This window comes from Arsukibacterium perlucidum DSM 18276, assembly GCF_000382165.1.
In the GTDB taxonomy this organism is placed as follows: domain Bacteria; phylum Pseudomonadota; class Gammaproteobacteria; order Enterobacterales; family Alteromonadaceae; genus Alishewanella; species Alishewanella perlucidum.
On record NZ_KB907723.1, the window covers coordinates 1 to 20594 of the forward strand.

The following is a 20594-nucleotide window of genomic DNA, read 5'->3' on the forward strand; positions in this document are numbered from 1 at the left end:
TGAGCAGGCTTCCATCGCAATGGTTGCATCTGGGTAATTAGCTAAGAAGACCAATAAATCTTTGCGTTTAATCGTGCGATTAAAAACCGCTTTACCTGCCTGATTAACGCCACAGATCTGAAAAATACTTTTTGCTAAATCGATTCCAATTAGTGTAACTTTCATTTTGGACACCTCATGTAAGCTTATTGACGGTTAACACATCAATAATGGCGCATTGTGACGCCGATTTCACTTGAGGTGTCCATCTCATCATCCCTGTAGGCTCGTTTATAAACTTCCTCCATGAAGTTTACCCTGCGGGCCAGCAAGGCTGTTTAAATTCGTTCCCTACGAATTTTTCCGCCCGTCCAGGGCTTCAACGGTCGTCTTAGAGTAATCCGCACTCTCCCTCAGATTACATTAACCCTGAAACACGCTGTTTAACATCCTGAACGTGCCGGAGTCAGCATCCATTTCTACTGTGGCGCCGTGCGGCACAATAAACTGTTTGCTTAAATGGCCAATCATCGCGCCGCGATACGCCGGAATATTCAATGGCTTAATATGATCATCAAAAATCTGATCCATGGTTAACCAGCCAAAACCGCCACCTGGCCGGCACGCGGTGCATTCACCAAAAATAAAGCCGGCAATTTTATCCAGCGCCCCCATCAGTTTTAAGGTGCTGAGCATCCGATCTACCCGGTAGGGCGCTTCCTCGACATCTTCCAGGAATAAAATTTTACCGGTGAAATCCGGTAAATAAGGCGAGCCCGCTAACGCGGTTAATACGGTTAAGTTACCGCCAACCAGCTGGCCCTGCACCTTGCCACCAGTAATGGTTTGAATGCGATTTTGCCGCGGTACCAGCTCATCTTTGGCATCTAATTCGTTTTGATATTGCATCAGCTCACGCTGAAAAAATACCCGCTGAAACTGATCGGCATTAAAGCTGTTCCAGCTGCCGGTGCCGTTGGGGCCATGAAAAGTGACCAGCCCGGTCTGGGTATTAATGGCGTTGTGCAGGGCGGTAATATCGGAGTAGCCCAGCAACACTTTCGGGTTACGTTTAATCAGCGGGTAGTCGAGTAGCGGTAACAGCCGGGCAGCACCCGAGCCGCCGCGCAGGCAAATAATCGCATTTACCTCTGGATCAGCAAACATGGCATTAATATCGCTGGCCCGTTCAAGATCAGTGCCTGCCAGGTGGCCACGACGCTCATTCAGGTGTTGGCCCGGTTTTACCTTAAAGCCCAGGGCTTGCAGCACTTCAGTCGCAATCTGAATATCGATTCGATTATCGGTTGCTTTAGAGGGACTAACCAGCGCAACAGTATCCCCCGGATTGAGCATTTTCGGCAGAATGGCGTTGCTGTTAGCGGCACCTTGTTGATTACTAACGGCAGCGCAACTACTAAGAGGTAATAGCCCCAGCGGTAATACACTTAGCGCCAGTGCGCCGGACTGTAAAAATTGGCGTTTATTCATGACTTAATGCCTCTTAGTAATAAATTATTCCTAATTTATCGCTATTGATAGCATGCTTTTGTTAAAAATGCAGCAGCTCTGGCGCAAAAAGCGCCAGTTTGCTGCAATAGGGGGCTGAGACAGAATTATTTTTTAGACGTTTTTTTGGCCAGCTTTTTGGCCGCCAGCTTACCGGGTTTTTTCTTCTTACTGCCAATTTTCGCTTCTTTATGCTTTGGCCGCAGGCTCTCAATCACCCGTCGTTTCAGCTTTTGTTCAGTATAGCGCTCCACTTTGGCAACCATCGCCATGTCATGCGCTTCTACCAGAGAAATCGCGGTACCTTTTTTACCGGCCCGGCCGGTACGGCCAATCCGGTGCACGTAGGTATCGGCACTGCGTGGCATGTCGTAATTAATAACGTGGCTGATATCGTCAATATCCAGACCGCGGGCAGCAATGTCGGTAGCAATCAGCACTGGCACCTGGCCCTGACTAAAACGCTGTACTGCCTGTAACCGTTTATCCTGCGGCATTTCGCCTTGTAACCAACAGCATTTAATACCGGCGCTTTCCAGCTGACCGGTTAAACTGGCCAGCCGCTCGCGGGTTTTCACAAAAACAATAGCTTTGGTAACGTCTTCCTGCTTCAGAATATGGGTTAACAACGCCAGCTTATGAATATTGTCGTCGGCCAGGTGTAACCATTGCAGAATTTTGGCTTTTTCTTTACGGGACGGCACCGCTTCAATTTGTTCGGGCTCTTTTAACGCCCGCTCGGCAAAGCGCTCTAAATTTAAACCTTCAAGGGTGGCAGAGAATAAAAAGGTCTGGCGGCGTCGCCTTGCTTCCAGCACTATCCGGTTCATTTCACCAATAAAGCCCATATCGAGCATCCGGTCTGCTTCATCCAGAATTAACACTTCTACTTCGTCTGCCTGAAAACTCTCTTCATCCAGATACTCAGTTAAGCGCCCTGGGGTGGCGACCAGAATATCGTTATTTTTTTCCAGGGTATCTTTATGGCTGCCGTAGTTAATACCGCCGGTAATCACCCCAACGTTAAGTTTGGTATACTGCGCCAGTTGCTTAAATTCTTCATAAACCTGAAACGCCAGCTCGCGGGTAGGGGTCATCACCAGTACCCGGCAAAAACCGGGGTCGCGCCGCGGGAAATCCAGTAAATACTGAATAGCCGGCAGCACAAAAGCCAGGGTTTTACCGGTACCGGTCGGGGCGCTGGCCAGCACATCGCGGCCATCCAGCGCGGGTGGAATAGCCAGCTGTTGAATTAAGGTAGGCTCGGTAAAGCCGGCTTCTTCCAGCGCCTGGTTAATAGAGTCGTCGAATTGAAAATCGGCAAAGCTCATAAAAGGTGTTCCTCAGGGTCGACAGTATTCAGATGACAAACCTGTCTGGCAGCCAGTAAACTAGCAGCAGAGGTGAAGATGTCAGCTGGTTTTAAGTGTAAACAATTTTTCGTGGGCCATGATCAGTGCGCGATGAAAGTCGGTACTGATGGTTTATTGCTGGGGGCCTGGGCCAGCTTGCCAACTTCTGACAGCGTAAAAAGCAGCACTGCTGTATCTGCGGGCATTGCATTTTTGGATATCGGCAGCGGCAGTGGCTTAATCAGTCTGATGCTGGCGCAGCGCTCCGTAACAGCCACTATCCACGCTATTGAACTTGACGCTAATGCCGCCAGCCAGGCTGAGCATAATTTCCAACAAAGCCCTTTTGCCAGTCGCCTGCAACTGCTAAAAGGCGATATTCTAACCTATCAGCCAGCCGAACGTTACGCTTTAATTGTGTCTAACCCGCCTTTTTTCGACAATGCCTTGTTAAGTGTAAATGAAAAGCGTAATCAGGCCAGGCATACCTCCAGTTTACCGCTGCCATTATTACTGACAAAAGCGGCAGAGTTGCTGGCTCCCGGAGGCAGTTTTGCCCTGGTATTACCCGAGAGTGCTGCGGCTGCCTTCAGCTTGGAGGCAGAGGCTCAAGGCTGGTATGCTGCGGCAAGTTGCAGGGTGTTCAGCCGGGCAGATAAAGCGCCCATTCGCCGGCTGATGCAGTGGCAGCGCCAGCCCTGCCAAAGCCGGCAGCAACAGTTGCTGATCCATAACGACGATGGTAGTTACAGTCAGCAATACCGGCTGCTGTTACGCGATTTTTATCTGAAGTTTTAAAGCCGCTCGGCGATTTCAGTCAGCACCTGGCTAACCCAGGTATTTAACCGCTCATCGGTTTGTTCATACTGGTTTTCATCGTCCAGTGCCAGACCGTAAAACAGCTCGCCGTCGGCCGTCAGGGCTTTGGAGGCTATAAAATCGTAGCCGCTGGTTGGCCAGAAACCTATGCGATCCGGGCTTTGTGGGGCGATAGCATCATGCAGCATGCCGACGGCATCAATAAACCATTCGGCATAACCGAGCTGATCGCCCATGCCGTAAATGGCGATGGTTTTACCGCGTAAATCAACGCTACTGATCTCATCCCAGTGCGCTTCCCAGTCTTCCTGGATCTCACCAAAATCCCAGGTTGATAACCCCAGGATCAACAGCTGGTAGTCGGCCATTCTCGCCAGGGGCACGGTTTTAATATTGTGTAAGTCAACCACATCAGCACCAATCAGTGCCTGAATTTTCTCTGCCACCATTTCGGTATAGCAGGTAGTGGAGCCGTAAAATAAGCCTATTTTCATCTGAGTTCCGCCAGCGAGTTCTGCGGCGCATTGTAGCAGAAACGGCTGGCGCTACCCAAGCCAGACTATGCCTGATGAGTGCAATCGGCTAAGATACGCCCAGACTTCAGTAGTACACTAGCCAGGCTCAGGACCATGAACCCGGAACAACCACCAGCCCTAGACTCTGCTGAGCAGGCGCTAATTCAGCAGTTTCTCGACCAGCTCTGGCTGGAAAAAGACGTTAGCCCGCATACCCTCAGTGCCTATGGTAGTGACTTAACCCTGTTTGGTCGTTTTCTGGCCAGAGAACAGCAACAATTTCTAAAAGCAGACAGCCAACTGATTAACCAGTTTCTGGCCGAACGCTACCAACAACAGCTGAGCCCGCGCAGCAGCTCACGCATGTTAAGCAGCTTGCGGCGTTTTTACCGGCATTACCATAAAGCCGGTCGTTGTGCAGCTAACCCGGTAACTGAACTGGTTAACCCGAAAATTGGCCGCAGTTTACCGAAAACCCTATCGGAACAGGATGTAGAAGCGCTGCTGCAGGCCCCTGATTGCAACGACCTGATCCAGTTTCGGGATAAGGCGATGCTGGAACTGCTGTATGCCTGTGGCTTGCGGGTAACTGAGCTGATTAGTCTGACCTTGCAGCAGGTGAGCATTAACCAGGGCGTGCTTAGAGTGCTGGGTAAAGGCAGTAAAGAGCGACTGGTGCCGATGGGCGAGGACGCCCAGGATTGGCTCAGTCGTTATTTGCGCCTGGCCCGGGCGGATATTGTTAAAGACGACAGTAATTTAGTGTTTGCCAGTAGTCGCGGCAGCCAGATGACCCGGCAAACCTTCTGGCACCGGATTAAGTTTTATGCGAAAGTAGCGGGCATTCAGGCTGAGCTGTCGCCGCACACCTTGCGCCATGCGTTTGCCACTCATTTACTGAACCATGGCGCTGATTTGCGGGTAGTACAAATGCTGCTGGGACACAGTGATTTATCTACAACCCAAATTTATACCCATGTAGCTCAGGCACGTTTGCAACGGCTGCATCAACAACATCATCCGCGTGGCTAATAATTTTCAGCTACGCCAATTAGGAAAGTGTATGAAAAACTGGTTATCAGGCGCCCTTACTCTGGGCATTTTAAGCTTAAGTGTTGGTTTTAATTTTAATGTCATGGCGCAGCAGCAAAAAGACGCCCCAGAGCTCTCTGAGATCTCGCAAAGTCTGGCCCCGCTCGGATTACAGGTAAACGCGGTTGCCAACAGCCCAATGCCTGGGTTATTGCAGGTGTTTACTCAGCGCGGCTTGTTCTTTACCAGCACAGACGGCCGGTTTTTTATTGAAGGTAATATTTACGATTTACAGCAGGCAGAACTCGTTAACGATGTACAGATGAGAAACTACGTCAGCCAGCAATTGCCGGCAGTTGCGGGTAGCTATATTGAATATAAGGCTAAAGACGAAAAGCATGTTGTGTATGCCTTTACTGACCCAACCTGCGGCTATTGCCAGAAACTACACAATGAAATGAAAGACTACAATAATGCTGGTATTACTATTCGGTATCTGGCGTTTCCGCGTGGTGGCTTAAACAGTAAAACCGCCCTGGAAATGCAACACTTATGGTGCTCGCGTAATCAGCAAAAAGCAATGGACCTGGCCAAAGAGGGCAAACGCAACCCACCGGCTATGTGCGACAACCCGGTTAAACAACATTATGAACTTGGTCAGTCGTTTGGCATTAATGGTACTCCCGCACTCATTCTGGCCAGTGGCCGGATTATACCTGGCTACCAACCGGCCGCAGGTTTGCTGCAGCAATTAGAGGCAAAATAATGTAGGTGTCGCGGCAATGGCCTCATTGCTGCGTTAACACAAACAACGTTGCGTATAAAATAGAAAACTACAGCAGGTATCAGGCGTGCAGTTAAAACAAATCAGCCGGCGCGAGCCGGTAACCGGTCAGGTTATAGCAGAGCACCTGCATCCGGTGTTGCGCCGGTTGTACCAGAATCGCGGGATCAGCAATAGCGCAGAGTTGGAGCGGGGGGCTGCCGGGCTATTGCCCTTTAGTGCACTGAAGGGCATCAATGCCGCGGTGCAATTGTTAATCGATGCTTTGCAGCAACAGCAGCATATCGTGATTGTCGGCGATTTCGATGCCGACGGCGCTACCAGCACTGCCGTGCTGATGGCCGGCTTAAAAGCCTTTGGTTTTAAATACCTGGAATATATGGTGCCTAACCGTTTTGAGTACGGTTACGGCCTTACGCCTGAGCTGGCTGAGTTAGTGGTGGCGCAGGGCGCTGAACTGATTATTACCGTCGATAACGGTATTTCTGCGGTAGAAGGGGTGGCCCTGGCGAAAAAAGCCGGGGTCAAGGTGTTGGTTACCGACCATCACCTGGCCGGCAATACCCTGCCCAATGCTGATGCGATTGTAAATCCGAACCAACCTGGCTGTAATTTCCCAAGTAAAGCGCTGGCCGGTGTTGGGGTGGCGTTTTATCTGTTAATGGCGCTACGGGCTGGCTTGCGTGAACAGCAGTACTTTACAGAAAAAGGCCTGAGTGAGCCCAATATTGCTGAATTGCTTGATCTGGTTGCGCTTGGTACGGTCGCTGATGTGGTGCCGCTGGATACCAATAACCGTATTCTGGTACATCAGGGCTTAATGCGGATTCGCAGTGGCAAATGCCGGCCGGGCATTCAGGCATTGATTGATATTGCCAACCGCCGGGCCGAAAAACTGACCGCCAGTGACTTTGGCTTTTCACTGGCACCCAGATTAAATGCCGCCGGCCGCCTCGATGATATGGCGCTTGGTATAAGCTGCCTGCTGGCACCCGAGCTGGGTTTAGCCAGACAGTATGCGGCCGAACTGGATGCGCTGAATGTTGAGCGCCGGGCGATAGAGCAAAGTATGCAGTTAGAAGCGCAGGCTTTTTTAAGCAAATTATCCTTTGACGGCAGCAGCCTGCCAGAGTGTCTGTGCTTGTATCGCAATGATTGGCATCAGGGTGTTATTGGTATTTTAGCCGGCCGGATTAAAGAGCAGTTTCACCGGCCGACAATCGTCTTTGCCGAGGGTGACAACGGCGAGTTAAAAGGCTCGGCACGCTCTATTCCAGGTTTACATATTCGCGACTTACTCGAAGAAATTGCCAGCCAGTATCCCGGGCTGATTAAGAAATTTGGCGGTCATGCCATGGCGGCGGGTTTAACCATCGCCGCCGAGCGGCTGGAAACCTTTCAGTTGGCGCTGAGCCTGACCGCCAAAAAGCATTTAACTGCCGAGCAGCTGACTGCAGTGATTTACAGCGATGGTGAGCTGGAAGCCGATTGTTTTGATATTAGTTTTGCTCAGTTACTGCAAAACGCCGGCCCCTGGGGCCAGGCTTTTCCGGAGCCGGTATTTGATGGCGAGTTTACGTTAATCAGCCAGAAAATGCTGGCAGAGCGTCACCTGAAACTGATGTTGCAGGGGCCAAATGGCCTGTTGGTCGATGCTATCTGGTTTAATGCCGATAATAAAACCTGGCCTGACGTTAACGTAAAGAAAGTCCGGCTGGCCTATCAGCTGGATATTAATGAATATCGCGAGCAGCAAAATCTGCAACTTATTGTTCGCTATATGACAGCGCTGAGTTAACTCCGCCGGTTTTGCTGCCAGGCAAGGCCGGCAAGCTTCTTAAGAAAAACATCAATAGATGGCTGCACTGCCAGCCATATCTTTGCTATAATCCGCAACAATTTTTTCGACCGTTTTAAGGCCTGAGATAACCCATGTTTGAAGTGAATCCGGTAAACAACAGCATTAAAGATCTGACTGAACGCACTAACGTGCTTCGGGGGTATCTTTGACTACGATGGCAAAAAAGAGCGCTTAGAAGAAGTTTCGCGCGAACTGGAAGACTCTGCCGTCTGGAATAATCCGGAAAAAGCCCAGGCACTGGGCAAAGAACGTTCAGCGCTGGAGCAGGTGGTGGGTACTATCGACCGGTTGGATCAGGGGCTGGAAGATGTTGCTGGCCTGCTTGAGCTGGCGCTTGAAGCGGAAGATGAAGAAACCTTTGAAGAAGCCAAAACAGAATTAGCCGGGCTGGAAAAACAGCTGGCCTTGCTGGAATTCCGGCGGATGTTCTCCGGTAAAAATGATCAGAACGACTGCTATCTGGATATCCAGGCAGGGTCGGGTGGTACTGAAGCGCAAGACTGGGCCAGCATGCTGATGCGGATGTATTTGCGCTGGGGTGAAGATAAAGGCTTTAAACCGGAACTGTATGAAGTGACCGATGGCGACGTCGCGGGCATTAAAGGTTGTACTATTAAATTCAGCGGCGATTACGCCTACGGCTGGCTGCGCACCGAAACCGGCGTCCATCGCTTAGTTCGCAAAAGTCCTTTCGATTCTGGTAACCGTCGCCATACCTCTTTTGCTTCAGTATTTGTGGCGCCGGAAATTGACGACGATATTGAAATTGACATTAACCCGGCAGATTTACGCATCGATACCTATCGCGCGTCGGGCGCCGGTGGTCAGCACGTAAACCGGACTGACTCAGCAGTGCGGATCACCCACTTACCCACTAATATCGTGGTGCAGTGTCAGAACGATCGCTCACAACATAAAAACCGCGACAACGCCTATAAACAATTGCGTGCCAAATTGTATGAGTTTGAACTGCAAAAGCAGAATGCCGAAAAGCAGGCGCTGGAAGATACTAAATCGGATATTGGCTGGGGCAGTCAAATTCGCTCTTACGTACTGGATGATTCGCGGATTAAAGATTTACGCACTGGTATTGAAACCCGCAATACCCAGGCGGTACTGGACGGTAATCTCGACAAGTTTATTGAAGCCAGCTTAAAAGCCGGTTTATAAGTTACATAACGCTAATACTCACTTGACTCAGGAATCAAAAATGGCTGAACAGCAGAACCCACATGACGAAATTCAGGATGTTAACAAGCTGATTACTGAGCGAAAACATAAACTAGCGGCGCTGCGTGCAGACGGCTTTATGTTCCCGAACGATTTTCGCCGTGACAGTATCTCATCTGAAGTGATTGCCAAATATGATCACCTGACCAAAGAGCAGCTTGAAGAGCAGAAAATCACCGTAAGCTTAGGTGGCCGCATGATGACCCGCCGGATTATGGGCAAAGCCAGCTTTACTACTATTGCCGATATGGGTGGCAAAATTCAGCTGTATGTCGCCCGCGATAGCTTGCCAGAGGGTGTGTATAACGAGCAGTTTAAAAAGTGGGATTTGGGCGATATTATCGGCGCTACCGGCCACTTATTTAAAACCCAGACTGGTGAGTTAACTGTCTGGCTTAGCGATATCCGCCTGCTGACCAAAGCGCTCAGACCACTGCCGGATAAATTCCACGGTTTAACTGACAACGAAGCACGGTACCGTCAGCGTTACCTGGATTTAATCTCTAACGAGCAGTCGCGGCACACCTTTTTGGTGCGCAGCAAAACCGTGGCCTATATCCGACGCTTTTTTAATGACCACGGCTTTTTAGAAGTAGAAACACCGATGTTGCAGGCTATCCCGGGTGGTGCCTCCGCCCGGCCGTTTGAAACTCACCATAATGCACTGGATATGCAGATGTTTTTACGTATAGCGCCTGAGCTGTATTTAAAACGGCTGGTGGTCGGCGGTTTTGAAAAGGTGTTTGAGCTGAACCGTAACTTCCGCAATGAAGGGGTGTCGACCCGGCATAACCCGGAATTCACCATGCTGGAGTTTTACTGGGCCTATGCCGACTACAACGACTTAATGGATTTAACTGAGAAGCTGTTCCGTGGTCTGGCACTTGATGTGTTGGGCAGCACTGAAGTGCCCTATCAGGGTGAAGTGTTCGACTTCGGCAAGCCGTTTGCCCGGATGTCGGTTACCGACTCTATTCTGCACTACAACCCGACAGTGACTAAAGAGCAACTTGCCACACGCGAAGCGGTGGCAGAGCTGGCGAAAAGCCTGGGTATTGAAGTTAAAGCCAACTATGGTCATGGCCGGATCTTAATGGAGGTATTTGACGAGTTGGTTGAGACCAAGCTGCGGCATCCGACCTTTATTACCGAATACCCGGCAGAGGTTTCACCACTGGCCCGACGCAACGACCATAACCCGGAAATTACCGATCGCTTTGAGTTTTTCATCGGTGGCCGCGAGCTGGGTAACGGCTTTAGTGAGTTAAACGATGCGGAAGATCAGGCAGAGCGCTTTCGCGAGCAGGTCGCCCAAAAAGATGCTGGCGACGATGAAGCGATGTTTTACGACGAAGACTTTGTTACCGCGCTGGAGCACGGTTTACCTCCGACTGCCGGCCAGGGCATTGGCATTGACCGTTTAGTTATGCTGCTGGCTGATGCTGCCTCAATCCGTGATGTCATCTTATTCCCTCATATGCGGATACATCATGATAAGTAACTAGTTTTTGACGATAAAAGCCAGACTGGAGTCTGGCTTTTTATTTAAATGATGTCTGTAATGTTTACTGTTATCAGGTAACTTCTACACTATACTGGTTTGGTGTTAACTGCCTCTGCTACATGCCTTTATATAAACTATTGTTTTTAAATGTTTATTTTTACCCCCCCATTCTGGCACAGGCTTTGCAGCACATTCGGGTATCAAATACAGATATAAACTGTGCATAAGTTAAAGTGCTTGAGTACAGTGGTGTCTTCTTTAAACAAGCAGGAGGTTTACAATGGCAATAACTCAAACTGGTACGAAAACAGCAGGTAATTCGACTGCTAACTCGCCCGTAACTGAAAGAGCCTCAGAAGCAGCCCATCATGCGGTAGACTCGATGGCAGAGAAAGCAGCGACAGCGGAAGATAGCCTACGCAGAACTGCAGCCAGCTCTAAAGCAACTATCGATCAGAAGCAGGAAGAGTTAAAAATGCAAATGCAAAGCTCATACGAGCGTAGTAAGCAATTTGCCCAGGAAAACCCACTAGCTGCCGCTGGTATCGCATTTGCCGCCGGTATGTTGGTTAGTGCTCTGCTTCGTCGCGGCAACTAGTTATGGCTGAATCTCGGGACACAGAGCCGCAACAAACGGCCTCTGAGCCATTGCCAGAAAAAGTAATGGCTCAGTTAACTGAGATAGCTGCCTTACTCAGCCTGACTGCCGAGCAGTACAAGCAACAAACGCAGATCACCAAGCAAACAGCCAGCGCCGAAATGGCGTTATCACGCCGTAGTTTAATGCTGGCGGCGGGTTTACTGGTAGCGCTTGGTGCTGGTGTAGTGATGTTGTGGGGTTCGGTGTTGGTGTTTGCCGGTTATTTACTATTTCAGGCAACCGCATCAATACCGCTTACCGCAGCACTGTTATTTGTATTGCAAGTATTAGTGTTGTATTGGTGTTTGCGGAATATGCGTTATTCGCTGAAGCAGGTAGGCTTTAGCAATACCATAGCGCAGGTTAAAGGCATACTCAGGTTCACTGCTGAACCTGCAGGAGGCAATAGTGTTAATCGATCTGTTGATTAAAAAAGATAAGCGGAAGCTACAGCAGTGTACTGAACAATTTCAGCATCGCCAGCAGCTACGCCATGCTTTTTTGTTTCTATCAGGGCAGCGCTGTAAGCAATTTCTGGGCTCCGCTCCCGGCCTGACTCTGAGCTTTGGTGCCGGTATGCTAATGCAGTTGCGGCACAACCCAGCTGTTAAAACCTTGCGAAGCCTGGGAGCCATTCAATGGCTGCGACGTTTAGTATAGGGTCACTGTTTGCTCTGGAGCTTCCCTATTGAGCGAAGGGCAATTACCTACCAGACCAAGTCGTTTTAATGCTGATCTGGCGCTAATGATACTGGCGTCATTATTGGTGTGTCTGAAGATTGTTGCTTAGCTCCGAAACAGATCCGCATATCAATAAATAATTGTCATGAAAAAGTTACCTGGCAGTAAGTAATAATTGCTGGTTGTTATCTTGTTTATTTGTTGCCCTGCCATTGTCTAATATAAATTGCATATAAATCATTAAGTTGCATAAAAATTCTTTCTGGCATGGCTTTCGCATATGTTTAATCGATTAATTTAAGCTATGTGCAAACCATGCATTAAGGAGCAAAAATGTTAGGATGGGCATTAACCTTTTTAGTTATCGCACTGATTGCAGGTGTGCTGGGTTTTGGCGGTATTGCCGGAACTGCAGCTGGCATCGCTAAAATTATTTTCTTTATTTTCATCGTGCTACTGGTTATTTCACTGTTGGCTGGCGCCTTACGAGGCAAGTCGCCGAAGATGTAGCGATGATGAAGATGTAGCGATGATAATGTAATCACAGCTCAGGCGAATTACTCTAATCAGGCCACTGCAGTTTTGTAGTGGCTTTTAACTTTGTTTGATATTCGGCAGCAAAGCGGGTTCAGAGGTGTATTCAGCGTTCCAGCTGATATTTCTCCAGCTTGTTGTATAATGTTTTTACACTTACGCCGAGCTGTTGCGCAGTATCGGTTTTATTACCACCGTTTTTGGCTAATGTTCTTAGAATAGCAGCCTTTTCTAATTCATCTAAACGCACACCGGTTGGAATAGTATCTGCTATTGCGCCGCCATCGCTATCAAGGTGCGGTTCTTCCAGCAGCAGGTGCTCTGGCTCAATTGTGTTATCTGCCAGAATATAGGCACGTTCAACCGCATGCTTTAATTCCCGGACGTTTCCCGGCCAGCTATGATTAGCGATCAGGCTTTGCGCCTGCGCGGAAAACTGCTTTCTTTGTTGCTCCTGCACATTCCGATAAGCCAGAAAATGTTGAGCCAGGCCAATAATATCCTCGGCGCGGTCGCGCAGCGGTGGCACGGTTACCGGGAACTGGGCCAGCCGGAAGTATAAATCTTCCCGCAGCATATCTTCGGCAATTGCTTGCATGGGGTCACGGTTGGTTGCGGCTGCGATCCGGACATTGGCAGTAAACGTCTTATCACTGCCAACTGGCCGGTATTCGCCATTTTCCAGTACCCGCAATAATTTTACCTGATGCTCAATCGGCATTTCGGTAATTTCGTCCAGAAACAGGGTGCCCGCCTCAGCCTGGGCAAATACCCCCTGATGATCGCGGTGTGCTCCGGTAAAAGAACCTTTGATATGACCAAATAATACACTGTCAATCAGCTCCGGGCTAAGCGCTCCGCAGTTTATAGCCACAAAGGGTTTATCAGACCGTAAACTGGCCAGGTGCAGAGTATTGGCAACCAGCTCTTTACCTGCGCCACTTTCACCGACAATCAGCACATTGGCTTCGGTAATCGCTACTTTACGGATGGTCCGGTATAGTTTCAGCATTGGCTTAGATGAACCCACTAACATACCAAACTGATCAAGTTCACTGGAGGTGGCTTTTACCTGTTTACGCTCAGTGCTAAGTTGCTGATAGAAATCCTGCAGGGTATCAATTACCGAACCAAAGTCCAGTGGCGCCCGGAAGTGATATCCGGCACCACGACGCATTAAGGTATCAAGCAATTCATTTGGCGGGCCGCTACTGATAAAAATAAAATCGATTTCGGTTAAAACTCTGCTTTCCAGCAAGCGTTTATAATCATCATTATCGCTGTCATCAGACTCTATAACAGCAAGATCGCAATGCTGTTGCTGCAGTTGTTCAGACCAGGCTGAACTATCACTACTTTTAACTATGATAAATTGTCTGACTGCCGGTGATTGTAATAATTTGTCAGCGAGCTCCGGGTCACGCAGATGAATAAATAACCTGGGTTTGCTCATGTTGTCACTCCATGTGATAGTGCTCTACTCTAATCCAGCAATGTAAAATTAACAATGGCCATCAGTAAAATTTACTGAAATAGACTTAGAGATGAATTGAAAAATAATAATGTCATTATAAATCATAAGTTTAAACTTGGTATATGAATTGAATATGAATTAATGACAACCGAGGTCTCAGGAGGCAGTATTGTGTTGGCGTTTAATCCAAAAACCGAGAGTAATAGCGCCGGTGATCAGGCAACATTAAGTCTGGTACTGGCAGTGTGTGAGCAAGCCCGGCCATTTTACCAGCGTACTGCACCGCTGATAAGTAATAACAATATTCGCCGCTATTTTCATGAGCTTGAGTTGCTGCATCAGCAAGCTTTCAGCCTCAATAACGCCGACGGTGTCAAGGTTACCAGCGATGCTGAAATTAACGCGGTTTGCCAGTGGTATCGTTGGGAAAATGCCGGCAAAGCCGATGATAAAAATGAATGGCTGGCAGAATTACCACAGCAGCTGCACCGGCAGTTGACTTCATTTAAGCGTTTAAACCGGAAATTAACTCAGCGCGACAATGCACGGGCGTTGGCAAACCTGACTGCTGGTTTGCAGATTGTGACTGATCAGTTGAGCCCCCTGTTATCTGGCAAATAAGTGCCTGATAGATAACTATCAAAAGATAAGGGACAAAAGATAAATAGGAAATATTTACCGGTAAGCTGGTTAAAAATACAATCAAAAAATTAACGCTAAATGAATGAGAAAATTACGTTTTTTTATAAAGCAATAGCTTAGAGGTTTCTTAGAAGTTGGTATCAAACTGGCAACAGTATTGATGTCTCACAACAAAGGAGTGAATATATGAAACGTACTACTTTAGCCGTAATGATGACCGTAGCATTGGCTGGTACTTCAGTTGCAGCAAACGCTAACGATTGGCAAGATGGTGCCAAAGACGCATGGATAGATGGTAAAGCTGAAACAACGTTACTGTTGAACGGTAACCTTAATTCCTTTGACATCAACACCGATGTTAAGAACGGTAAAATAACATTGACCGGTAAGGTAGACAGAGAAGTTGATAAAGCGCTTGCTGCCGAATTAGTTGAGAATCTGGATGGTGTTACCTCCGTTGATAATAAATTAACGGTATCAAACGAACGCCATATGCGGGATAAAAAGGACCACGACGATGACGGTAGTGGCTTAACCGATGCCAAAGTAGCGACGGTTGTTAAAACCCGCTTATTGTTTGAGTCTGAAACCAGCGGCACCGCAATAGATGTCGATGTAGAAAATGGCGTGGTAATGCTCAAAGGTGAAGTGGATTCAGATGCTGAGAAAGATCTGGCAGAAGCTATCGCCAAGAAGACCAACGATGTTAAACGCGTAGACAATCAACTGACAGTAGCGAAGAAAAACTACTAAGTTGATATTGAGAGTGCACCACGCACTCTGACTTCATCACTTTCAGCAAAACGGCCTGTTATCAGGCCGTTTTTTTTGGTTAAAATATTGCGGGTCAGTAAAAGGCTCTGGTAACGGAAAGCCTTGTCGCAGGTAGCAAGTGCCGTGCAATCAGAGGATTAGCGATTCAGGGAGAAGACTGCCAGGGGTTACTATGATCCGGGTTAGTAATAAAATTTGGGTCGGTCAGGCTATATAAAAATGCCAGCACGGCGGCCCGTTCGCTGGCAGTTAATTCAAAACCGCGAACAAACTGACTTTTACCAGGATGCAACCTGCCATCTCCGGCATAGTCGCCTTCAAGTAACACCTTCCCCCCTGCCGCATAAAAATCGATTACCTGCTCCAGGGTGGCAATACTGCCATCATGCATATAGGGCGCGGTCAGAGCAATGTTACGCAGGGTTGGTGCCCGGAAACGACCGTCATCTGCCGGGTTCATTGTCAACTCTGCCAGGCCGCGGTCATGCTGCGGGTAACCTGCTGCTGATGAATTAGCGGTGTAATATAAACCGGTATTGTGAAAAGGACGCAGATCTAATGGCTGCATACTGTGGCTGGTAGCCTGGGTGAAATTGAAACCACCATGGCAATGATGGCATTCCAGCCGCTCCGAAAAAAACAAGTTCATTCCTGTAATTTGCAGCTGGCTTAGTGCGGCATCATCGTTTTGGTAGGCATAGCGGTCGAAGTCGGATTGGAACGACAATAAACTCCTGACAAAACTGGCCAGCGCCATGACCAGCTGCTGCATTTCTGGTTCGGTGCTGCCAAAGGCTTGCTTGAATAACTGTGGATAGGGTGGCCGTTTTAGTCGTTGCAGTACTTCTGCTTCCTGACCAGCAAGCCCAAGTTCAACCGGGTCGTCACTGAATAACGGTATCAGTAACTGCTGTTCAATGTCTGTCAGGCCATCGTGGGCCCAGGTCAGAGTATTATTATAAGCGATATTAACCAGCGCCAGCGCATTGCGCCGATGTTGCTGGCCGGTAGCACCCACTGAGCGGGGTCGGGCCTCAGCGAAAGCAAATTGCTGCTGATGACAACTGGCACAACTTTGCTTGCCATTAACTGATAGCTGAGTATCGTAAAACAGGTGGCGACCCAGCTCTACTTTAGCATCAGTCATCGGGTTTTCTGCCGGCACCCGTGGCAGCGGCATATCAGGTGGCAATGGCCATTGCCAGGCAGTCGTTGGCTCCTTAGGTTTGTTGCAACTGCCCAGTATCAGGCTGGCCAACACTACACACAGTGCCAGCCTAAGCGCACTGCCAGGATTAATAACTTGCATGTTGTCCTTGCTCATCAGGGGTCATTTGCCATACTGGCGTCAGCATTAAATTGTTAAAAAGCTGCTGACAGTTACTTTGCTGGCTATCTGACATGCAGCTGCTGTTAAGCGCAAGGTCTACCTTATCCAGCAGTAGCACCAAATCCAGTTGCAGGCTCTGGCCTTGTTGGTAATCCAGCGTTACCTTGAAAGTATTGGCGGCTTTGCACGGTGCTACAGGCGGACGTAAGACACTGGCTGACTGACAGCCGGTAGAGCCAAGGTGAAATGCCCAGCCATGCCCCGGGCCTTGTAAATCCAGACGCAGAAATTTGTAGCCAAGTTGCCAGCTCCAGTACATTTCGCTGTGATTTAACGGCGAACTGGCAGCAAGCGGATTCTGATGGTTAACAGGAAAAGGCAGGCCAAGGGTAAAGCTCAGCTGGCCCGGGGTTAAAGCTTCAGTAAACTGCAGTAGCCAGTTGCTGTTGCCCTGACAGTCAGTACCCAGTAAGGCCAGGCGCGATTGCTGCCACTGGGTGGTAGCTAGCTGCAGTGGGCGCTGGTTGAGACTAAAATCGCTTAAAAAAAACCGTAGGTTTTGGATCTGCCACGGTTGCTCAGCAATAAAAATGGGTTGCTGGCAGTCTGGTTGCTGCTGGAGCCCGCTAAGTTGCACGGCAAGATGTTTTGAAGAGCCAGATGCAGTGTCAGGCTGGCAGCCGCCAAGCAGACTGATAGCAAGCACAAGCATCAGATTAATGGTTATCTTAAACGCTGAAATCATAATTTGGTTGTATTTAGTAAAGCTGCGGTAAACAATACTCTAAACTAAAGTGAAAATCGACTAAGACTGCGTCAGCTTGGCGTCAGGATATAAGACAGGTAATGTTTATGAGCATCCGTTATTTTTGGCAGAGTAAGGCGGCAGTAAAGTTTTCTGCTCTGGTATTAGTTTGTGCCAGCTGGCTCAGTGCAGAGGTGCAGGCCCATGCTGAGCATGATAAAGCACGATTCGTAGCTGAAACGGGCCGGGACAGCGGCCGCTGTGCGGATGTGTTGCGGCCTTGCCGGACCATTGGCTATGCCTTAACTCAGGCAGGCAAGGGCGACAAGGTGCTGGTTGCGTCGGGCCAGTATCAACTTGCCACTGCAGATGATGCGGTGTTGCTATTAAGCGAGATAGTGCCGGTATTGGGTGGTTACAACAGGTTTGACCATTTTTTGCAGCAGGCACCGCAGCTGAATAAGACAGTGCTAACCGGCGTGCCGGCTGAATTTGTTGAGCGGCTTTACCAGCGCGGTTTTCAGATTATTAATGATGGTCCCGGCCGCTTTGGTACCGAACTCAGCCAGCAGCTTGCCGCCCATAGTGCGCTGCAACAAAGCCAGCAAGGTGCTGACTGCGAAGCAGGAACGGCGGGCGTGTTCAGCTGCGATAAGATTGATTTGGTTGCTCATCTGGCGTTAGCTGATTTGAGTGCGACTGCCAGTTCGGCCAATGATATCTGGGGCCATACTGATCTTAATACGGGTATTGAGTTTGCTTTAATCGGTTTAAATAATGGCACAGCAGTGGTCAGTCTGGCCAATCCGGCTACCCCGGTAGTGGTGGGAACTGTTAATGGCAGCAATACCAGCTGGCGCGACATTAAAGTGCTGCAGTTTTTTGATGATAATCTCGGCCGCTGGCAGGCTTATGCTTACGTATCTTCGGAGGCAAATAACGGCATTCAGATAATCGACTTAAATGACTTGCCCAGCAGCGTGCGGCTGGCTGCTACAGATCGTTCGGCCAACTCCGCACATAACTTGTATGTCAGTAATGTTGATTACACAACCAACACCGCGTTAACCGGTCAGCAACCGGCGCTGCACCTTGCCGGCCAACCTGAGCAGGGTGGCGCGGTGGCCAGCTATAGCCTGGCGGATCCATTACAGTTAAGCGCTAACTGGCTGCAAAGCGGTGCCAGTCGCAGCGATTACAGCCATGATGTTGCCTCTATGCTGGTCACCGACCAGCGTGCCATTAATCAGTGTGACCGGCCAGAGTGCCAGGTGTTATTTGATTTTAATGAGCAGAATATTAAGCTGTGGGATATCAGTGATACCGGCAATCTGGCGCTGGCCGACTTTAGCTATAGCCTGGCCAGTTATGTCCATTCCGGCTGGTGGACTGAAGATCAGCAATATCTATTTGTGCATGATGAACTGGATGAAACCAATCATGGTCTGAACACCACAGTGCGGGTATTTGAATTAACCGATTTAACGGCACCGGTATTAGCGGCGACTTACACCGGGCCTACCAAAGCAATTGATCATAACGGCTTTGTCCGCGGCAATCGTTATTACATGTCGAATTATCAACGTGGATTAACCATTCTTGATATTACTAACCCGGCAGCCCCGGTGCAGGCTGGTTTTTTTGATACCTTTCCGGCATCAGACAGCGCGGCTTTTAATGGCATGTGGGGCGTGTATCCGTACCTGCCTTCTGGGCTGATTATCGGTAGCGATATCAATAGTGGTCTTTATGTGTTCAGGGATAATAAGGTTAACCCGCTGGCAGGGGCATTATCATTCAGTCAGAGCGAGCTGCGGGTAAGCCCTGGCGAGGTGGCGCAACTGCAGGTAGCACGAACAGGCGGTAGCACTGCAACAAGTGTTGGCTATGAAATTCTGGCTGGCCGGGCTGAGCCAGAACAGGATTATCAGAATATCCGTGGCCGTCTCAACTGGGCGGTAAATGATAGCAGTAGTAAAACGATCGGTATCACTACACTTGATCGAGGCCTGAACGCTGAACGCGAGTTGTTTGTCCGGTTATTTGACCCGGCAAACGGCGCCAGCCTGACCAACCCGTCTTATCTGCGGCTGCGTTTTGGCGAAGATCCGCCGCGCGCTGGTGTGGTAAGTCTGGTTGAGTCTGCATTATCGGTGGTTGAAGCCGATACCACTGTCAGTATTACCGTGCGCCGGCTGGGTGGCAGTGACGGTGCTATCAAAGTGGGTTATGCGCTGGACAGTGGCACTGCAACGGTTGGTGAGGATATTGAGGCTGCTAATGGCGAGCTAAGCTGGGAAGATGGCGACAGCAGCGAGCGGCAAATTGTGCTGAAAATTATTGACGATGAGCTACCGGAGCAGGATGAAACCGCGGTGCTGCGTTTATCCAGCATTGCTGGCAGTGAGTTAGGCGAAATAACCGCACTTACCCTGACTATTCTGGACAACGATGCAAACACGGCTCCCAGCGTCAGTATCGGCGAAAATCGCCAGGTTAATGCCAGCCAGAGTGTCACCTTAACGGCAGTGGCAACCGATCCGGAAGGGGATGCCATCAGCTATCAGTGGCAGCAGCAAAGTGGCACCAGCGTTAGTTTGCAAAACGCTGCCAGCAACACGGTAAGTTTTGTTGCGCCATCCAGTGCCAGTGATCTGGTGTTCAGCGTTACGGCCACCGACGCCAGAGGAGCGGCTGCCAGCGCCAGTATTACCATAACGGTTGTGGCCAGCCCGGTGCCATTGCCAGTACCACCGGCCACCACCGGATCTTCCGGTGGCAGTATGCCGGTTAGCGTTTTATTACTGGGCGGGCTGCTATTTATGCGGCGGGTTTATAATAAAAGCTAATATTGCAGCTTAAACAGCAGCTCGGCTAAATCGGGCTGCCATAGTGCTATTTTATCTACCCGGTTCTGGCGCAGCATAACGCCCTCTGCCAGCAGCAATTGGCGTTGCTCCAGTGCCGTGGCGCTACCTGGTGCAAACGCCAGGCTGCGGTCGCTGCGCAGTACCCGGTACCAGGGCACGGCCAGTTCCGGCGGCGCATAACCTAACGCTTTACCAACCAAGCGGGCGCGGCCGGGCAGGCCGGCTAAATCAGCAATCTGGCCATAGCTCGCCACCTTGCCGGCGGGAATTAATAATACGGTTTGCCAAATTCGCTGGTAGTTATCTGCTGCCACAAAGT

At 49.5% G+C, this 20594-nt stretch carries 20 protein-coding genes and 1 pseudogene; 13 read left to right on the forward strand and 8 right to left on the reverse strand.

Annotated features, from left to right (window positions below):
• The 3 genes and pseudogenes from H141_RS21490 to srmB all read right to left on the reverse strand — a co-directional run.
• Nucleotides 1-165, reverse strand: a pseudogene (locus H141_RS21490) (IS110 family transposase); the annotation flags it as partial.
• Nucleotides 166-402: 237 nt separating this feature from the next.
• Nucleotides 403-1470 carry a S66 peptidase family protein gene (locus tag H141_RS0114765; protein ID WP_019677055.1) on the reverse strand — a complete coding sequence of 356 codons (1068 nt, stop codon included), beginning with the start codon at nucleotides 1468-1470 and terminating at the stop codon, nucleotides 403-405.
• A gap of 125 nt (nucleotides 1471-1595) precedes the next feature.
• On the reverse strand, nucleotides 1596-2819 hold the full coding sequence (srmB, locus tag H141_RS0114770) for an ATP-dependent RNA helicase SrmB (RefSeq protein WP_019677056.1): 1224 nt from the start codon (nucleotides 2817-2819) through the stop codon (nucleotides 1596-1598).
• 78 nt (nucleotides 2820-2897) lie between these two features.
• Between srmB and H141_RS0114775 the strand changes: the two genes are divergently transcribed.
• Nucleotides 2898-3638: a tRNA1(Val) (adenine(37)-N6)-methyltransferase gene (locus tag H141_RS0114775; RefSeq protein ID WP_019677057.1), complete on the forward strand. Its 741-nt coding sequence runs from the start codon at nucleotides 2898-2900 to the stop codon at nucleotides 3636-3638.
• Here the strand turns inward: H141_RS0114775 and fldB are convergent.
• A complete protein-coding gene (fldB, locus tag H141_RS0114780; protein WP_019677058.1) occupies nucleotides 3635-4153 on the reverse strand; it encodes a flavodoxin FldB in 519 nt (172 codons plus the stop codon). The two genes, H141_RS0114775 and fldB, sit on opposite strands and share 4 nt — an antisense overlap.
• Nucleotides 4154-4288: 135 nt before the next feature.
• Here fldB and xerD point away from each other — a divergent pair, with 135 nt between their 5' ends.
• The 9 genes from xerD to H141_RS21190 all read left to right on the forward strand — a co-directional run bounded on the left by xerD (nucleotide 4289) and on the right by H141_RS21190 (nucleotide 12416).
• On the forward strand, nucleotides 4289-5206 hold the full coding sequence (gene xerD, locus H141_RS0114785; RefSeq protein ID WP_019677059.1) for a site-specific tyrosine recombinase XerD: 918 nt from the start codon (nucleotides 4289-4291) through the stop codon (nucleotides 5204-5206).
• 31 nt (nucleotides 5207-5237) lie between these two features.
• The gene (gene dsbC / locus H141_RS0114790; protein WP_019677060.1) at nucleotides 5238-5972 is read left to right on the forward strand and encodes a bifunctional protein-disulfide isomerase/oxidoreductase DsbC; all 735 of its coding nucleotides are present in this window, start codon (nucleotides 5238-5240) and stop codon (nucleotides 5970-5972) included.
• Between the two features lie 85 nt (nucleotides 5973-6057).
• Nucleotides 6058-7788, forward strand: coding sequence for a single-stranded-DNA-specific exonuclease RecJ (recJ, locus tag H141_RS0114795; RefSeq protein WP_019677061.1), 1731 nt, complete (start codon nucleotides 6058-6060; stop codon nucleotides 7786-7788).
• Between the two features lie 134 nt (nucleotides 7789-7922).
• Nucleotides 7923-9021, forward strand: a protein-coding gene (gene prfB, locus H141_RS0114805) for a peptide chain release factor 2 (RefSeq protein WP_169337183.1) whose coding sequence is annotated in 2 segments (ribosomal slippage) — nucleotides 7923-7997 and nucleotides 7999-9021 — 1098 coding nt in all. Because the reading frame shifts where the segments join, the coding sequence is not laid out codon by codon here.
• Nucleotides 9022-9061: 40 nt separating this feature from the next.
• Nucleotides 9062-10582 carry a lysine--tRNA ligase gene (gene lysS / locus H141_RS0114810; protein ID WP_019677063.1) on the forward strand — a complete coding sequence of 507 codons (1521 nt, stop codon included), beginning with the start codon at nucleotides 9062-9064 and terminating at the stop codon, nucleotides 10580-10582.
• A 283-nt stretch (nucleotides 10583-10865) separates the two neighbouring features.
• Nucleotides 10866-11183: a hypothetical protein gene (locus H141_RS0114815; protein WP_019677064.1), complete on the forward strand. Its 318-nt coding sequence runs from the start codon at nucleotides 10866-10868 to the stop codon at nucleotides 11181-11183.
• 2 nt (nucleotides 11184-11185) lie between these two features.
• Nucleotides 11186-11656 (forward strand): hypothetical protein, encoded by a 471-nt coding sequence (locus tag H141_RS20360; RefSeq protein WP_019677065.1) that lies wholly within the window; start codon nucleotides 11186-11188, stop codon nucleotides 11654-11656.
• A complete protein-coding gene (locus H141_RS0114825) occupies nucleotides 11634-11885 on the forward strand; it encodes a hypothetical protein (protein WP_019677066.1) in 252 nt (83 codons plus the stop codon). The genes H141_RS20360 and H141_RS0114825 overlap by 23 nt, the downstream gene beginning before the upstream one ends.
• A 354-nt stretch (nucleotides 11886-12239) precedes the next feature.
• Nucleotides 12240-12416 carry a DUF1328 domain-containing protein gene (locus H141_RS21190; protein WP_019677067.1) on the forward strand — a complete coding sequence of 59 codons (177 nt, stop codon included), beginning with the start codon at nucleotides 12240-12242 and terminating at the stop codon, nucleotides 12414-12416.
• 130 nt (nucleotides 12417-12546) lie between these two features.
• Here the strand turns inward: H141_RS21190 and H141_RS0114840 are convergent, their stop codons facing one another.
• Nucleotides 12547-13893: a sigma-54 interaction domain-containing protein gene (locus H141_RS0114840; RefSeq protein ID WP_019677068.1), complete on the reverse strand. Its 1347-nt coding sequence runs from the start codon at nucleotides 13891-13893 to the stop codon at nucleotides 12547-12549.
• Nucleotides 13894-14085: 192 nt separating this feature from the next.
• Between H141_RS0114840 and H141_RS0114845 the strand changes: the two genes are divergently transcribed.
• Nucleotides 14086-14535, forward strand: coding sequence for a hypothetical protein (locus H141_RS0114845; RefSeq protein WP_019677069.1), 450 nt, complete (start codon nucleotides 14086-14088; stop codon nucleotides 14533-14535).
• Between the two features lie 207 nt (nucleotides 14536-14742).
• On the forward strand, nucleotides 14743-15309 hold the full coding sequence (locus tag H141_RS0114850; protein WP_019677070.1) for a BON domain-containing protein: 567 nt from the start codon (nucleotides 14743-14745) through the stop codon (nucleotides 15307-15309).
• Nucleotides 15310-15475: 166 nt separating this feature from the next.
• Here the strand turns inward: H141_RS0114850 and H141_RS0114855 are convergent, their stop codons facing one another.
• Nucleotides 15476-16639, reverse strand: a complete 1164-nt coding sequence (locus H141_RS0114855) for an MbnH family di-heme enzyme (RefSeq protein ID WP_019677071.1) — start codon at nucleotides 16637-16639, stop codon at nucleotides 15476-15478.
• Nucleotides 16626-17405: an MbnP family copper-binding protein gene (locus H141_RS20980; protein WP_019677072.1), complete on the reverse strand. Its 780-nt coding sequence runs from the start codon at nucleotides 17403-17405 to the stop codon at nucleotides 16626-16628. Before H141_RS20980 ends, H141_RS0114855 begins: the two co-directional genes overlap by 14 nt.
• Nucleotides 17406-17512: 107 nt before the next feature.
• Between H141_RS20980 and H141_RS0114865 the strand changes: the two genes are divergently transcribed.
• Nucleotides 17513-20254: a choice-of-anchor B family protein gene (locus H141_RS0114865; RefSeq protein WP_019677073.1), complete on the forward strand. Its 2742-nt coding sequence runs from the start codon at nucleotides 17513-17515 to the stop codon at nucleotides 20252-20254.
• Here H141_RS0114865 and H141_RS0114870 read toward each other — a convergent pair.
• A complete protein-coding gene (locus H141_RS0114870) occupies nucleotides 20251-20589 on the reverse strand; it encodes an MGMT family protein (RefSeq protein WP_019677074.1) in 339 nt (112 codons plus the stop codon). The genes H141_RS0114865 and H141_RS0114870 overlap by 4 nt on opposite strands.
• Between the last annotated feature and the right edge of the window lie 5 nt (nucleotides 20590-20594).

Excerpts from the sequence above, each read along its gene's own strand:
- H141_RS0114765 (WP_019677055.1), bottom strand. The coding sequence starts at position 1,470 with ATGAATAAACGCCAATTTTTACAGTCCGGCGCACTGGCGCTAAGTGTA.
- srmB (WP_019677056.1), bottom strand. The coding sequence starts at position 2,819 with ATGAGCTTTGCCGATTTTCAATTCGACGACTCTATTAACCAGGCGCTG.
- H141_RS0114775 (WP_019677057.1), top strand. The coding sequence starts at position 2,898 with ATGTCAGCTGGTTTTAAGTGTAAACAATTTTTCGTGGGCCATGATCAG.
- fldB (WP_019677058.1), bottom strand. The coding sequence starts at position 4,153 with ATGAAAATAGGCTTATTTTACGGCTCCACTACCTGCTATACCGAAATG.
- xerD (WP_019677059.1), top strand. The coding sequence starts at position 4,289 with ATGAACCCGGAACAACCACCAGCCCTAGACTCTGCTGAGCAGGCGCTA.
- dsbC (WP_019677060.1), top strand. The coding sequence starts at position 5,238 with ATGAAAAACTGGTTATCAGGCGCCCTTACTCTGGGCATTTTAAGCTTA.
- lysS (WP_019677063.1), top strand. The coding sequence starts at position 9,062 with ATGGCTGAACAGCAGAACCCACATGACGAAATTCAGGATGTTAACAAG.
- H141_RS0114815 (WP_019677064.1), top strand. The coding sequence starts at position 10,866 with ATGGCAATAACTCAAACTGGTACGAAAACAGCAGGTAATTCGACTGCT.
- H141_RS20360 (WP_019677065.1), top strand. The coding sequence starts at position 11,186 with ATGGCTGAATCTCGGGACACAGAGCCGCAACAAACGGCCTCTGAGCCA.
- H141_RS21190 (WP_019677067.1), top strand. The coding sequence starts at position 12,240 with ATGTTAGGATGGGCATTAACCTTTTTAGTTATCGCACTGATTGCAGGT.
- H141_RS0114840 (WP_019677068.1), bottom strand. The coding sequence starts at position 13,893 with ATGAGCAAACCCAGGTTATTTATTCATCTGCGTGACCCGGAGCTCGCT.
- H141_RS0114850 (WP_019677070.1), top strand. The coding sequence starts at position 14,743 with ATGAAACGTACTACTTTAGCCGTAATGATGACCGTAGCATTGGCTGGT.
- H141_RS0114855 (WP_019677071.1), bottom strand. The coding sequence starts at position 16,639 with ATGCAAGTTATTAATCCTGGCAGTGCGCTTAGGCTGGCACTGTGTGTA.
- H141_RS20980 (WP_019677072.1), bottom strand. The coding sequence starts at position 17,405 with ATGATTTCAGCGTTTAAGATAACCATTAATCTGATGCTTGTGCTTGCT.
- H141_RS0114865 (WP_019677073.1), top strand. The coding sequence starts at position 17,513 with ATGAGCATCCGTTATTTTTGGCAGAGTAAGGCGGCAGTAAAGTTTTCT.